Origin of the sequence: Pseudaquabacterium pictum, from assembly GCF_005403045.1 — a bacterium.
Taxonomy (GTDB): Bacteria; Pseudomonadota; Gammaproteobacteria; order Burkholderiales; family Burkholderiaceae_C; genus Pseudaquabacterium; species Pseudaquabacterium pictum.
Map to the genome: position 1 here is coordinate 339,608 of NZ_BJCL01000001.1, position 14,022 is coordinate 353,629.

Sequence of the window (14,022 nt, forward strand, 5' to 3'; positions counted from 1 at the left end):
CTTGTTGGTGTTGGGACCGGTCACTCTAGGCGGCCCGCCGGGCGGCTGGTGTCGCCGCCTTGACCTGCGGGCCCGGCATCCGGGCAAACCCTGGCTGATCGGTTTGGCCAATGACAAAGTGCGGCTTGGCCATTGGCCAGGCGCCGGCACGCGCCGATGCTGCACCCTCTCGCGCTGATCCACCGCCCCGATGCCGCTGCCCGAACCCACCCCCGCCCCGTACGACGGCCGTGCACGGGTGATCCCGTTCCTGGTGATGATCGGCGCCCGCATCACGCATGAGGCCGACGGCGTGGCCGTGGTGCAGCTGGCGCTGCGGCCCGACCTGCTGAACAACCACGGCGGCGGCCACGGCGGCGTGGTGATGAGCCTGCTCGACAGCGCCATGGCCAATGCCGCGCTCAGCCGCGTCGACTACCTGCGCGAGGTGGTCACCATCGACATGCACATCGCCTTCATGAAGCCGGCGGTGGGCGACCTGACCGCCACCGGCCGCGCCACCGGCGGCGGCAAGAGCGTGTGCTTCTGCGAGGCCGAGATCACCGATGCCGAAGGCACGGTGACGGCCAAGGCCATGGGCACCTTCCGCTACCGCACGCCGGGCCCGTCCAAGGCCGGTGAGTGATGGACCAACCGCAACCCGACAGGAGACCGCGATGACACAGGCCGTGCATGTGGTGGGCGTGGGCATGATCCCGTTCACCAAACCCGGGGCCAGCGAGGCCTATGACGTGATGGGCAGCCGCGCCGCCAAGCTGGCGCTGGACGATGCCCGCATCGACTACGCGCTGGTGCAGCAGGCCTACGTGGGCTATGTGTTCGGCGACAGCACGGCTGGCCAGGCGGCGATCTACGGCGTCGGGCTGTCGGGCATCCCGGTGGTCAATGTCAACAACAACTGCGCCACCGGCAGCACTGCCTTGTGGCTGGCGCGGCAGGCGGTGGCCTCGGGCATGGTCGACTGCGTGCTGGCGCTGGGCTTCGAGCAGATGGTGCCCGGGCCGCTGAAGGGCGTGTGGGCCGATCGGCCGTCGCCGCTGGGCCGCTTCATCGACACGCTGGAGGCCCACCAGGGCTTCGACCCCGCGGTGCCGCGGGCGGCGCAGTTCTTCGGTGGCGCGGCGCGCGACTACATCGCCGAGCACGGCATCGCGCCCAGCACCTTCGCCCGCATCTCGGTGAAGGCGCGCCAGCATGCGGCGCGCAACCCGCTGGCGGTGTTCCGCCAGACGGTGACGCTGGACGAGGTGCTGGCCTCGCCCAGCGTGTTCGACCCGCTGACCCGCCTGCAGTGCTGCCCGCCCACCTGCGGCGCCGCCGCCGCGGTGGTGTGCAGCGCCGACTTCGCCCGCCGGCATGGGCTGGATGGCCGGGTGCGCATCGCCGCCCAGGCGATGACCACCGACGGCCCGTCCACCTTCGGCAGCAACGATGTGCGCAAGCTGGTGGGCGCCGACATGGCGCGCGCGGCATCGGCCAAGGTGTATGCCGAGGCCGGCATCGGCCCCGAGGATGTGGACGTGGTGGAACTGCACGACTGCTTCACCGCCAACGAGCTGATCACCTACGAGAGCCTGGGCCTGACGCCCGAGGGCACGGCCGAGCAATTCATCCTGGATGGCGACAACACCTACGGCGGCCGGGTGGTCACCAACCCGTCGGGCGGGCTGCTCAGCAAGGGCCACCCGCTGGGCGCCACCGGCCTGGCCCAGTGCGCCGAACTGACCTGGCAGCTGCGTGGCCAGGCCCAGCAGCGCCAGGTGGAAGGTGCCCGGCTGGCGCTGCAGCACAACCTGGGCCTGGGCGGCGCCTGCGTCGTCACCCTCTACGAGAAGGTGGGCGCATGATCGACACCCGCCACATCGGCCACACCTTCCCGCCGTTCAGCGTGGACGTGGAGAAGGACCGGCTGAAGTTCTTCGCCAAGGCCATCGGCCAGACCGACCCGGTCTACACCGACGATGCCGCCGCCAGGGCCGCCGGCCACCCGGCGCTGCCGGTGCCGCCCACCTTCCTGTTCTGCCTGGAGATGGACGCGCCCAACCCCGGCGCCATCCGTGACCTGCTGGACCTGCCGGTGCCCAAGGTGCTGCACGGCGAGCAGCGCTTCAGCTACCACGCCATGGCCTTTGCCGGCGACACGCTGACCTTTGCGCAGCGCATCGCCGACATCTATGCCAAGAAGGGCGGGCTGCTGGAGTTCGTGGTGCGCGAGACCCGCGTCACCAACCAGCATGGTCAACACATCGCCGACTTGCACGGCATCACGGTGGTGAGACATGGTTGAACTGTCGCAACTGAAAGCCGGTGACGCGCTGCCCGCCTTCACCACCCCGCCTGTGACCCGGCTGACGCTGGCGCTGTACTGCGGTGCCTCGGGCGACCACAACCCGATGCATGTGGACACCGACTACGCGAAGGCCGGTGGCTCGCCCGACGTGTTTGCCCACGGCATGCTGAGCATGGGCTACCTGGGCAGGCTGCTGACCAACTGGGTGCCGCAGCGCCGCATCCGCGAATACGGTGTGCGCTTCGTCGCCATCACCCAGGTGGGCGAGGCCATCACCTGCAGCGGCACGGTGACCGAACTGTTCGAGGTCAACGGCGAGCGCCGCGCCCGCCTGGCCCTGCAGACCACCAACCAGCACGGCCACGTCAAGCTGACCGGCGATGCCGTGATCGCCATCGCCTGAACACTTCCAAGAAGGACACGACCATGATCACCAATCCCACCCCCGCCTGGATGGACAGCGACCTGGAGATGCTGGCCGACACCGGCAACAAGTTCTTCGACCGCGAATGCCTGCCCAACGACGCCCGCTGGCGCGAACAGCGCCGCGCCGACCGCGACCTGTGGACCAAGGCCGGCGCCGCCGGCCTGCTGTGCGCCAGCATCCCGGAGGCGTACGGCGGCGGCGGCGGCGACTTCCGCCACGAGGTGGTGCTGACCCAGAGCCATGCCTACAAGATGGCCGGCGGCTTCAGCAACAGCGTGCACTCGGCCATCGTGGCCCACTACATCCTGCGTTACGCCACCGAGTGGCAGAAGAAGAAGTGGCTGCCGAAGATGGCCAGCGGCGAGATGGTGGCCGCCATCGCCATGACCGAGCCCGGCGCCGGCACCGACCTGCAGGCCATCCGCACCAGCGCGAAGAAGGACGGTGACTTCTACGTCATCAACGGCGCCAAGACCTTCATCACCAACGGCTACCACGCCAACCTGATCTGCATCGTGGCCCGCACCGGGGCCGAGCAGGGCGGCAAGGGCATCAGCCTGATCATGGCCGAGGTGGACGGTCTGGAAGGCTTCCGCCGCGGCAAGCTGCTGGACAAGGTGGGCCAGCACACCATCGACACCGCCGAGCTGTTCTTCGACGACATGCGGGTGCCGGTGAGCAACCTGCTGGGCACCGAGGAGGGCCGCGGCTTCGTGCAGCTGATGGAGCAGCTGCCGCGTGAACGGCTGATCATCGGCATCGGCGGCGTGGCCACGATGCAGCGCGCCATCGACGAGACGCTGGCCTATGTGCAGCAGCGCCAGGTCTTCGGCAAGCCGCTGATGGCGATGCAGAACACCCGTTTCAAGCTGGCCGAATGCCAGACCAAGCTGACGATTGCCCGCAGCTTCATCAACGACTGCATCCAGCGCAGCCTGGACGACACGCTGGACGTGGCCACCGCGTCGATGAGCAAGTGGTGGGTCAGCGAGATGGTCGGCCAGGTGGTCGACGAATGCGTGCAGCTGCACGGCGGCTACGGCTACATGAACGACTACCCGATCGCCCGGCTGTATGCCGACACCCGCGTGGGCAGAATCTACGGCGGCAGCAACGAGGTGATGAAGGAACTGATCGCCCGCCAGATGGACAGCGCCAAGCGCTGACCCTGCAACCCCATTCGCAACTGAGGAGAACAACCATGCCCCAAGGAACCATGCTCGAAGGAAAGGTCGTCGTCGTCACCGGCGCCGGCGGCGGCATCGGCCGTGACATCGCCCTGCAATGCGCCGCGCAAGGCGCCCGGGTGGTGGTCAACGACATCGGCGCCAGCGTGTCGGGCGAGGGCGGCGACGCCGGCCCGGCGCAGAAGGTGGTGGCCGAGATCGTGGCCGCCGGCGGCCAGGCGGTGGCCAACACCGACAGCGTGAGCGAGGTGGCCGCGGCCGGCCGCATCATCCAGACCGCGATGGACACGTACGGCCGAATTGATGGCGTGGTGAACAACGCCGGCATCCTGCGCGACCGCTTCTTCCACAAGATGAGCCTGGACGAGTGGGACGCGGTGATCAAGGTGCACCTGTACGGCGCCTACTACGTCAGCCGGGCGGCCGCCAACCACTTCAAGGAGCAGGGCAGCGGCGCCTATGTGCACATGACCAGCACCTCGGGCCTGATCGGCAACTTCGGCCAGGCCAACTATGCGGCGGCCAAGCTGGGCATCGCGGCGCTGAGCAAGAGCATCGCGCTGGACATGATGAAGTTCAACGTGCGCAGCAACTGCATCGCGCCGTTCGCCTGGAGCCGCATGATCGGCAGCATCCCGACCGACACGCCGGAGCAGCAGGCCCGGGTGGCCAAGATCCAGCAGATGACCCCGGCCAAGATCGCGCCGATCGCCGTCTACCTGGCCAGCGATGCAGCCAAGGACGTCAACGGCCAGATCTTCGCCGTGCGCAACAACGAGATCTTCCTGATGAGCCAGCCGCGCCCCGAGCGCAGCGTGCACCGCAGCGAAGGCTGGACCGCCGAGACCGTGGCCTCGCACGCCATGCCGGCGCTCAAGAGCGGCTTCTACGGCTTGGACCGCTCAGGCGACGTGTTCACCTGGGATCCGATCTGAGGTTCCGGTTCGGGCTCGAAGCGGTCGCTGTGTTTGAGCGATCGCGCCGGGCCGGGAGGCCCTGCGCTCAGGCACGACCGAGGCGTTCGCCCTCGCGCTGATGATGGCGAACCGGCAAGTTCCGCTTCGAGCCCGCAGCCGACAGCCTCAGGCAGCCAGCCCATGTGAGCGCCGCGATTTCGCCACCAACGTCTCGATCAGTTCCTGCTTCATCGCATCGGCCGTCTCGTTCGGACCCTGGCAGGTGCCCGCGGCATGGTGGCCGCCACCGCCATGCTCCAGCATCAGCGCGCCCACATCCATCGGGTTGCCGCGGTCGAAGATCGACTTGCCCACGGTGTAGACCGTGTTCTGCTTCTCTCGGCCCCACATCACGTGCATCGACAGATCGCACTGCGGGAACATCGCGTAGACCACGAAGCGGTTGCCGGCATAGATGGTCTCCTCGTTGCGCAGGTCCAGCACCACCAGTTTCTCGTGCACCTTGGCAATGCGGCTGATCTGGGTGCGGAACAGCGCATGCTGGGTGAAGAACAGGCTCACCCGCTCCTTCACGTCCGGCATGGCCAGGATCTCGTCGATGCTCATCGCCCGGCAGCAGTCGATCAGCATCATCATCAGCTGGTAGTTCGACACCCGGAACTCGCGGAAGCGGCCCAGGCCGGTGCGGGCATCCATCAGGAAGGACAGCAGCTCCCAGCCCTTGGGATGCAGCACATCGTCCTTGCTGAAACCGGCGGAGTCGGCCTTGTCCACCGCGTCCATCATGTCGTCGCTGATGCGGTCGCCGAAGCGTGCCTTGCCGCCGAAGTGGTTGTAGACCACACGGGCGGCCGACTTGGCATCGGGCTCGAGGATGTAGCCGGGCGTGTCCTTGCCGCCGTTGCGCAGCGCCTCGCTGGCATGGTGGTCGAAGCACATGCCGCAGCCGGGCACGTAGGGCAGGTTGGTCAGGATGTCGCGCTCGGTGACCGGCACCTTGCCGTCCTGCACATCCTTCGGGTGGTGGAAGACGATCTCGCCGAGGATGCCCAGTTCCTTCAGCAGAACGGCGCACACCAGGCCGTCCATGTCGCTGCGGGTGAGGAGGCGGTAGGTCGTCTTGGTGTCGGTCATCAGCGGGGCTCCGTGTCTGCAGGGCGGGCGACGCGCGTGACGCGCGTTCTCGCCTTTCCTATCGGCCGCCCGGCGCCCGGCTTGAGCCGGCTCAGTCGATTTCGATGCCCTTGGTCACCGTGCCCCACATCGCCCGCTCCTTGGTGGCCTGGGCCACCAGCTCGGCCGCCGGACCGGGCCAGGGCGTGTAGCCCAGCGCCGCCAGCCTTTGCTGGAAGTCGGCCGTGGCCAGCACCTTGCGGGTGGCGTCGGCCATGCGCTCGGTGGCCGCGGCGGGCAGCTTCGGCGGGCCGTACAGCGCCATCCAGCCCACCACCTCGTAGCCGGGCAGACCGGCCTCGCGCATCGTCGGCACCTCGGGCAGCATCGGGTTGCGCGCGGCCGAGGTCACCGCCAGCGCCCGCACCTGGCCACCGGTGATGAACTTCTGCGCACCGCCGACGATGTCGAACATCATCTGCAGCTGGCCGCCGATCACGTCGTTCATCGCCGGGGCGTTGCCCTTGTAGGGCACATGGGTCAGCTGCACGCCGGCCTGGTGGGCCAGCAGCTCGCCACTGAGGTGGTTGGACGCGCCCACCCCGGCCGAGCCGTAGAACACCTTGCCCGGGCTGGCCTTGGCCTGGGCCAGCAGGTCGGCCACCGTCTTCAGCGGGCTGGCCTGCGGCACCACCAGCACGTTGGCATAGGTCAACAGCGGCGCCACCGGCGTCAGGTCGCGCATTGCGTCGAACTTCAGCTTCTTCTGGATGTTCGGCACGATGGTGACGGTGGGGCTGGCGGCGAACCAGAAGGTGGTGCCGTCGGCCGCCGCGGTGCTGGTCATCTCGCCGGCCAGCGCGCCGCTGGCACCAGGCTTGTTCTCGACGATCACGCTGGCGCCCAGCTCCCTGGCCAGCGCCGGCGCGAAGATGCGCGCCATCGCATCCACCGGTCCGCCGGCGGCATAGCCCACCAGCAGGCGCACGTTGGCGGCCGGGGCCTGGGCCTGGGCGAGCGGGGCGATGGCGGCCAGGGCCAGGCTGGCCAGGAGGGTGCGGCGGCAAACACGGGGCATGGTGAAGCTCGGCAGTGGGACAGGCCCACAGCTTGGCGCCGCTCGGCCCTGGCGGCAATTCGCAAAACCCAAGGCCGGGGTTTGCACCAAGGCCCCGCGCGCTTCGCGCCCGGGTGTGGGGCCCCTTCGGCAAAACCGAATGGCGCTGGGGCGGCAGCTTGGGCAGACTGCGGTCATTCCCCCGTTCCGCGCTTGCGCGCCCCGACATGACCCAACCCCAGCAAGGCATCCAGGCCCGGCACCAGCAGGCGCTGGACCAGGGCCGTTTCCTGATCCAGCACTGCGCTGCCTGCGGCAAGCACGTGTATTTCCCCCGCGCCGTCTGCCCGCACTGCGGCGCCGACGAGCCAGCTCTGGTGCCGCCGGCCGGCACCGGCACGGTGGCCGCCGTCACCACCATCGGCCGCAAGCCCGACCAGGGCGGCAACTACCACGTCTGCCTGGTTGACCTGGACGAAGGCGTGCGCCTGCTCAGCCGGGTGGAGGGCCTGGCGCCCGACGCCGTGCAGATCGGCCTGCGGGTGCGCGCCCGGGTGCAGCTGACCGATGGCAAGGGCCTGGTGGTGTTCGATCCGGAGGTGGCGGCATGAGCACGTTTCCCCGCCCCATGCCAATGACGCCGCAGCTCAAGGCCCTGCGCGGCGCCACCGCCATCAGCGGCATCGGCCTGTTCGGCAATGGCGAAACCCCCGGCTACACCGACATGGAGCTGCTGGCCGAGGCCGCCAAGCGCGCGGTGGCCGACGCCGGCCTGACGATGCAGGACATCGACGGCCTGTGCACCGCCAGCGTGCTGAGCACCATGTGGCCGATGCCGGTGATCGAGTACCTGGGCATCAACCCGCGCTTCGTCGACGGCACCATGCTCGGCGGCAGCAGCTTCATCGCCCACCTGATGCCGGCGATGCTGGCGCTGCAGGCCGGCCAGTGCGACAACGTGCTGGTCTGCTATGGCAGCACCCAGCGCAGCGGCACGATGAACCGCGCCGCCGTGGCCGCCGCCCGCCGGCAGATGGACCCGCAGCCCTACGAGATGCCCTACGACCCGGTGTTCCCGGTGTCGGCCTATGCGCTGGCCACGGCGGCCCACATGGCCAGGTACGGCACCACGCGGCGCCAGCTGGCGCAGGTGGCGGTGTCGGCCCGCGCCTGGGCGCAGAAGAACCCCGATGCCTTCGAGCGCGGCCCGCTGACGGTGGACGATGTGCTGAAGGCCCGCATGGTGGCCAGCCCGCTGACGGTGCGCGACTGCTGCCTGGTGACCGATGGCGCCGGCGCCTTCGTGCTGCAGCGGGCCGATGCCGCCAAGGCCGGCCCCAAGGCGCCCGCCTATGTGCTGGGCACCGCCACCGCCTGCTGGAACCGCCAGATCAGCAGCATGCCCGACCTGACGGTGACCGCCGCCAGCCAGAGCGGCGCCGGCGCCTTCGCGATGGCCGGTCTCACACCCAAGGATGTGCAGGTGGCCGAGCTGTACGACGCCTTCACCATCAACACCCTGCTGTTCCTGGAGGACCTGGGCTTCGTCGCCAAGGGCGAGGCCGGCGCCTTCGTGGAGAGCGGCGCCATCGGCCCCGGCGGCAGCCTGCCGGTCAACACCAACGGCGGCGGGCTGTCCTGCACGCACCCGGGCATGTACGGCATCTTCGCGCTGATCGAGGCGGTGCAGCAGCTGCGCGGCGAGGGCGGCGAGCGCCAGGTGCCCGGCGTGCATGTGGCCCTGGCCCATGGCAACGGCGGCACGCTCAGCAGCCAGGCCACCGCCATCCTCGGCGCGGCCAGCGCGCTGTGAGGGCCGCCCCATGATCCGCGACGAGGAAACCATTCAGGCCCTGGTGGCCACGGTCGAGCGCTTCGTGACCGAGCGGCTGCGGCCGCTGGAAGCCGAGGTGTCGGAGACCGACCAGATTCCGCCCGACGTGGTGCAGGACATGCGGGAGATGGGCCTGTTCGGCCTGACCATCCCCGAGGAATTCGGCGGCCTGGGCCTGACGATGGAAGAGGAGGTGCGGGTGATGATGGCCCTGGGCCGCACCTCGCCGTCGTTCCGCTCGGTGATCGGCACCACGGTGGGCATCGGCTCGCAGGGCATCGTGTTCGACGGCACGCCCGAACAGAAGGCCCAGTGGCTGCCCCAACTGGCCACCGGCGAGCTCATCGCCAGCTTCGCGCTGACCGAGCCGGGCAGCGGGTCGGACGCGGCCTCGCTGCGCACCACGGCGATCAAGGACGGCGACCACTACGTCGTCAACGGCAGCAAGCGCTACATCACCAACGCGCCGCAGGCCGGCGTGTTCACGCTGATGGCGCGCACCAACCCGGGCGACAAGGGTGCCGGTGGCGTGTCGGCCTTCATCCTGGACGCCAAGACGCCGGGCATCAGCCTCGGCAAGCCCGACAAGAAGATGGGCCAGCGCGGTGCCCACACCTGCGACGTGATCTTCGACAACGTGCGGGTGCCGGCGGCCAACCTGATCGGCGGCCGGGAAGGGCAGGGCTTCAAGATGGCGATGCGCGTGCTGGACAAGGGCCGCATCCACATCGCCGCGGTCTGCGTGGGCGTGGCCCGCCGCATGCTGGCCGACGCGCTGGCCTACGCGGCCGAGCGCCAGCAGTTCGGCCAGGCGATCGGCGACTTCCAGCTGGTGCAGGCCATGCTGGCCGACAGCGAAACCGAGATCTACGCCGCCGAATGCATGGTGATGGACGCCGCCCGCCGCCGCGACGACGGCCGCCCGGTCAGCACCGAAGCCGCCTGCTGCAAGCTGTTTGCCAGCGAGATGTGCGGCCGGGTCGCCGACCGCGCGGTGCAGATCTTCGGCGGCGCCGGCTACATGGCCGAGTACGGCATCGAGCGCTTCTACCGGGACGTGCGCATCTTCCGGCTGTACGAAGGCACGAGCCAGATCATGCAGCTGGTGATCGGCCGCAACCTGATGAAGCAGCAGCGCGGCTGACGCGGCCGCGCTGCACCGCTCACACCCGGAACTGCCCGACCACCGCCACCAGGCTGGTGGCCTGCTGGCGCAGGCTGTCCGCAGCCGCGGCGCTTTCCTCCACCAGGGCCGAGTTCTGCTGCGTGGCCTGGTCCAGCTGGCCGACGGTGCCGCTGACCTGGGCGATGCCCGCCGTCTGTTGCGCCGTGGCGGTGCCGATCTCGCCGACCAGGGTGCTGACCTGCTGCACCTGCTGCACGATGGCCTGCATCGTCTGCTGGGCCTGGCCCACCAGCGCGGTGCCGGCCTGCACCGTCTCCACGCTGCCCTGGATCAGCGTCTTGATCTCGCGCGCCGCGGCAGCGCTGCGCTGGGCCAGGGCCCGCACCTCGCTGGCCACCACCGCAAAGCCGCGGCCTTGCTCGCCGGCACGGGCGGCTTCCACCGCCGCATTCAGGGCCAGGATGTTGGTCTGGAACGCGATGCCGTCGATCACGCCGATGATGTCGACGATCTTGTCCGAGCGCTGGCTGATCGCCTGCATGGTCTCCACCACCCGGCCCACCAGCGCGCCGCCCTCGGCCGCCACCTGCTGCGACTGGCCGGCCAGCGCGGCGGCCTGGTGCGCCGATTCGGCGTTGTGCCGCACCGTGGCATGCAGCTGCTCCATCGCCGAGGCGGCATGCTGCAGGTTGGCCGACGTCTGCTCGGTGCGCGCGCTCAGGTCGGCATTGCCGGCGGCGATCTGCGCCGACGCCGTGCCCACCGACTCGCCGGTGGTCTTGATCTCCCGCACCAGGCCCGCCAGCCGGTCCATGGCGCCCGCCAGCGTGCCCGCCATGCGGCCGAGTTCGTCCTGTGCACCGGTGGCCACGGGGTGGGTGAGATCGCCGCGGGCCAGCGCCTCGGCCGCCGCCTGGGCGCCGGCCAGCGTGCCCAGGATGCCGCGCACCAGCGTGAGGATGAAGGCCGCCGACAGCGCGCCGATCACCAGCAGGGCGACAGCCACCGCCGCCAGCTGGCGCTGCTGCGCCTGCAGCCGATCCGCCAGGTGGACGTCGAGGTTGGCGAAGCTGGCATCGGTCAGCTTGAACAGCGCGTCGATGTACCCGGTCAGCGCATTGAAATAGACCACGGCTTCGCCTGCCGGCGCGGGCGCATCGACCAGCTGGCGCTGCACCAGCGCGGCGGCGGCGACCACGGCCTCCTCGGCCGCGCGGCGCGGCGCGGCGATGGTGGCCGCCAATTGCGGATCGGCCTGGGCGGCGTTGCTAAAGTAGCGCTCCAGCTCGGTGCGGCGCTGGGCCAGCTGGGCCAGCGTCATCACCAGGCGCTCGCGCTCGGCCGGGGTGATGGCCTGGCGGGTCAGGTAGAGCGAGCCCAGCGCCCGGGTCTGGCCCAGCAGTTCGCTCATCTTCGGCAGGGTGTCAACCACCGCCACCAGCAGGTAGTAGGTGCCGGCTTCCGGGTCGAGCACCAGGCCCGAGCGGTCGGCCACGTCGCCCAGCAGCTGCAGCTGGGTGGCGATCAGCGCGGTGTGGCGGGCAAAGGCGGTCGGACCGTCGATGCGGCGCGCCGACACATCGTCACGCAGCGCGGCCCAGGCCTGCTGCACCGCGCTGCGGCGCTCGGCCAGCCGGCCGCCGGGGTAGATCGCGGTGTCGGCCTGCATGGTCGCCAGGGTGGCGTCCAGTTCGGTGGCCTGGGCCTCGCGGCGGGCTTTCAGGCCGTCATTGCCACCCAGCCAGCCGGTGCTGGCGCCGCGGTGCACCTGCGTCTGCCGCACCAGCTTCAGCAGCGTGCCGACCGGCTGCACGCCGGCACGCTCGGCCTGGGTGGTGCGGATGTCGTCGAAGGCCTCCACGGTCAGCAGCACCGTCGGCGGCGTGCACAGCAGCACCATCAGCGCGGCCAGCAGGGCGAACTTCAGACGCAACGGCAAATCTCGGACGAAGGACATGGCACTGCCTGGAATGGACGAAGCCATGCCGATCGGCCGCCAGGCCACAGGCCTGAAGTGGGGAGACCATGATGCGGTGCAGCAAGAACACCGCCAACGCGTCAGGCGGTGCGCCTCAGCGTGCGGTGTTGACCACGGTGCGGCCGCGCACCGTGCCGGCCAGCAGCCGCGGCGCGTAGTCGATCACCTCGGTCAGGCCGATCTCGGTGGTCAGGCTGTCGAGCAGGCCGGCATCCAGGTGCGCGGCCATCAGTGCCCAGGCCTGCGCACGTTGGTCGTTGGGCACGAACACGCTGTTGATGCCGTACAGCGTGACGCCGCGCAGGATGAACGGCATCACCGTGGTGGGGAAATCGCCGCCCTGGGCCAGGCCGCAGGCGGCCACGGCGCCGTTGAAGCGGGTGGCGGCGCAGGCATTGGCCAGGGTGTGGCTGCCCACGGTGTCGACGACGCCGGCCCAGGTCTCCTTCTGCAGCGGCTTGCCCGGCGCGGTGTAGGCCTGGCGGTCGACGATGCGGGCGGCGCCCAGGCGGGTCAGGTAGTCGGCCTCCTGCGGCCGGCCGGTGGAGGCCACCACGGTGTAGCCCAGCTTGCCCAGCAGGGCCACGGCGATTGATCCCACGCCGCCGGCGGCGCCGGTCACCAGCACCTCGCCGTCGCCCGGCTTCAGGCCGTGCTTCTGCAGCGCCATCACGCACAACGCGGCGGTGAAGCCGGCGGTGGCGATGACCATCGCGCTGCGCGGCGTGAACGGCGCCGGGATCTTCAGCAGCCAGCCGGCCTGCACCCGCTGGCGCTGGGTGAGGCCGCCCCAGAAGTTCTCGCCCATGCCCCAGCCGGTGACCACGACGGGGTCGCCCTTCTGCCAGGCGGGATCGCGGCTCTCGGCCACCGTGCCGGCCAGGTCGATGCCGGGCACCAGCGGCCAGTTGCGCACCACCGCGCCCTTGCCGGTGATGGCCAGCGCGTCCTTGAAGTTCAGCGTGCTCCAGGCCACGTCCACCGTCACCGCATGGGTGGCCGCGTCGGGCAGGGCGCTGTCGTCCTGGTCGACCAGTGCGGCGCGGGTCTTCTTGTCGTCGGTCTGCTGCAGCAGGATGGCCTTGAACATCGTGTCTCCTCGGGGGGGTGGAAGGGGGTCGGGCAGGATGATCGCAGGCGCTGCCGGCCGGGGCTGTCACCCGTGGCGCAGCGCCCATCCGGCGATGATGGCGTGCAGCCGGTCCAGGCCGTCGGTCAGCGCCGCCGGGCCGGGCTGCAGGATCAGCGGCGACTTCACCTCGTGCAGTTCGCCGTCGCGCACCGCCGGGATGCCTGCCCAGCCCGGCCGCGCCGCCACCTGCTCGGGCCGGAACTTCTTGCCGCACCAGCTGCCGATGATGATGTCGGGCGCGGCGGCCACCACCTCGGCGCCGTCGGCCACGATGCGGTCGCGCCCCAGCGAGGCCACCGCCCGCTGCGGAAAGATGTCGTCGCCTCCGGCCACGCCCACCAGCTCGCTGACCCAGCGGATGGCACTGATCGCCGGCACATCCCATTCCTCGAAGTACACCCTCGGCCGGCGCGGCAGGCGGGCAGCGGCCGCGCGCACCGCGTCCACCCGGGCCTGCAGGCCGTCGGCATAGCGCTCGGCGTCGGCCGTGCTGCCCACCAGGGCGCCCAGCCGGCGCACATAGCCCAGGATGCCGTCGATGCTGCGGTGGTTGCTGATCCACACCTCCACCCCGGCCTTGATCAGCGCCGCAGCGATGTCGGCCTGCATGTCGGAGAAACCGATGGCCAGGTCGGGCTGCAGTGCCAGGATCTTGTCGATCTTGGCGCTGGTGAAGGCGCTGACGCGGGGCTTCTCATGCCGCGCCTGCGGCGGGCGCACGGTGTAGCCCGAGATGCCGGCGATGCGCGCCTGCTGGCCCAGGGCATAGAGCACCTCGGTGGGTTCCTCGGTCAGGCAGACGATGCGTTCGGGCAGGGTGTGGGGCATGGCAGCGATTGTCCGGCGGCTTGACGAGCGGCAGGAAAGCGGTGTTTCCTCGGCGTATGGACGCATCTGCTGCGTGATACAAACGTCTGCATCGTGACTTGCAGTCCGCCACGTCCTGTCGTACCGTGCCACC

14 protein-coding genes are annotated in these 14,022 nt (G+C 70.1%); 9 read left to right on the forward strand and 5 right to left on the reverse strand.

Features of this window, described 5'->3' with window-relative positions; genetic code table 11:
* The first annotated feature begins 190 nt into the window (after nucleotides 1-190).
* From FFT10_RS01410 to FFT10_RS01435, 6 genes are read left to right on the forward strand one after another with little or no spacing between them, the layout of a single operon-like run.
* Nucleotides 191-625 (forward strand): PaaI family thioesterase, encoded by a 435-nt coding sequence (locus tag FFT10_RS01410; protein ID WP_137730978.1) that lies wholly within the window; start codon nucleotides 191-193, stop codon nucleotides 623-625.
* A gap of 31 nt (nucleotides 626-656) precedes the next feature.
* Nucleotides 657-1,847 (forward strand): lipid-transfer protein, encoded by a 1,191-nt coding sequence (locus tag FFT10_RS01415; protein WP_137730979.1) that lies wholly within the window; start codon nucleotides 657-659, stop codon nucleotides 1,845-1,847.
* The gene (locus FFT10_RS01420) at nucleotides 1,844-2,287 is read left to right on the forward strand and encodes a MaoC family dehydratase N-terminal domain-containing protein (RefSeq protein ID WP_137730980.1); all 444 of its coding nucleotides are present in this window, start codon (nucleotides 1,844-1,846) and stop codon (nucleotides 2,285-2,287) included. Before FFT10_RS01415 ends, FFT10_RS01420 begins: the two co-directional genes overlap by 4 nt.
* Nucleotides 2,280-2,693, forward strand: a complete 414-nt coding sequence (locus tag FFT10_RS01425; RefSeq protein WP_137730981.1) for a MaoC family dehydratase — start codon at nucleotides 2,280-2,282, stop codon at nucleotides 2,691-2,693. The genes FFT10_RS01420 and FFT10_RS01425 overlap by 8 nt, the downstream gene beginning before the upstream one ends.
* Nucleotides 2,694-2,716: 23 nt before the next feature.
* Nucleotides 2,717-3,883, forward strand: a complete 1,167-nt coding sequence (locus tag FFT10_RS01430) for an acyl-CoA dehydrogenase family protein (RefSeq protein ID WP_137730982.1) — start codon at nucleotides 2,717-2,719, stop codon at nucleotides 3,881-3,883.
* Between the two features lie 50 nt (nucleotides 3,884-3,933).
* The gene (locus FFT10_RS01435; RefSeq protein ID WP_137731464.1) at nucleotides 3,934-4,839 is read left to right on the forward strand and encodes an SDR family oxidoreductase; all 906 of its coding nucleotides are present in this window, start codon (nucleotides 3,934-3,936) and stop codon (nucleotides 4,837-4,839) included.
* A gap of 147 nt (nucleotides 4,840-4,986) precedes the next feature.
* Here FFT10_RS01435 and FFT10_RS01440 read toward each other — a convergent pair whose 3' ends face one another.
* Both FFT10_RS01440 and FFT10_RS01445 read right to left on the reverse strand, forming a co-directional pair.
* On the reverse strand, nucleotides 4,987-5,955 hold the full coding sequence (locus tag FFT10_RS01440; RefSeq protein WP_137730983.1) for an exopolyphosphatase: 969 nt from the start codon (nucleotides 5,953-5,955) through the stop codon (nucleotides 4,987-4,989).
* A gap of 91 nt (nucleotides 5,956-6,046) precedes the next feature.
* The gene (locus FFT10_RS01445) at nucleotides 6,047-7,012 is read right to left on the reverse strand and encodes a Bug family tripartite tricarboxylate transporter substrate binding protein (RefSeq protein ID WP_137730984.1); all 966 of its coding nucleotides are present in this window, start codon (nucleotides 7,010-7,012) and stop codon (nucleotides 6,047-6,049) included.
* A 206-nt stretch (nucleotides 7,013-7,218) separates the two neighbouring features.
* Between FFT10_RS01445 and FFT10_RS01450 the strand changes: the two genes are divergently transcribed.
* The 3 genes from FFT10_RS01450 to FFT10_RS01460 are packed head-to-tail and all read left to right on the forward strand — an operon-like array spanning nucleotide 7,219 to nucleotide 9,969.
* Entirely contained in the window at nucleotides 7,219-7,602 is a 384-nt protein-coding gene (locus tag FFT10_RS01450) for a Zn-ribbon domain-containing OB-fold protein (RefSeq protein ID WP_137730985.1), read from the forward strand.
* On the forward strand, nucleotides 7,599-8,804 hold the full coding sequence (locus tag FFT10_RS01455) for a thiolase family protein (RefSeq protein WP_137730986.1): 1,206 nt from the start codon (nucleotides 7,599-7,601) through the stop codon (nucleotides 8,802-8,804). Before FFT10_RS01450 ends, FFT10_RS01455 begins: the two co-directional genes overlap by 4 nt.
* 10 nt (nucleotides 8,805-8,814) lie before the next feature.
* Entirely contained in the window at nucleotides 8,815-9,969 is a 1,155-nt protein-coding gene (locus FFT10_RS01460; protein WP_137730987.1) for an acyl-CoA dehydrogenase family protein, read from the forward strand.
* A gap of 19 nt (nucleotides 9,970-9,988) precedes the next feature.
* Here FFT10_RS01460 and FFT10_RS01465 read toward each other — a convergent pair whose 3' ends face one another.
* The 3 genes from FFT10_RS01465 to FFT10_RS01475 form a co-directional block, all read right to left on the reverse strand.
* The gene (locus FFT10_RS01465) at nucleotides 9,989-11,908 is read right to left on the reverse strand and encodes a methyl-accepting chemotaxis protein (RefSeq protein ID WP_162520670.1); all 1,920 of its coding nucleotides are present in this window, start codon (nucleotides 11,906-11,908) and stop codon (nucleotides 9,989-9,991) included.
* A 115-nt stretch (nucleotides 11,909-12,023) separates the two neighbouring features.
* Entirely contained in the window at nucleotides 12,024-13,019 is a 996-nt protein-coding gene (acuI, locus tag FFT10_RS01470; RefSeq protein WP_137730989.1) for an acrylyl-CoA reductase (NADPH), read from the reverse strand.
* A 66-nt stretch (nucleotides 13,020-13,085) separates the two neighbouring features.
* On the reverse strand, nucleotides 13,086-13,889 hold the full coding sequence (locus FFT10_RS01475) for an ABC transporter substrate-binding protein (RefSeq protein WP_137730990.1): 804 nt from the start codon (nucleotides 13,887-13,889) through the stop codon (nucleotides 13,086-13,088).
* Nucleotides 13,890-14,022 lie beyond the last annotated feature (133 nt).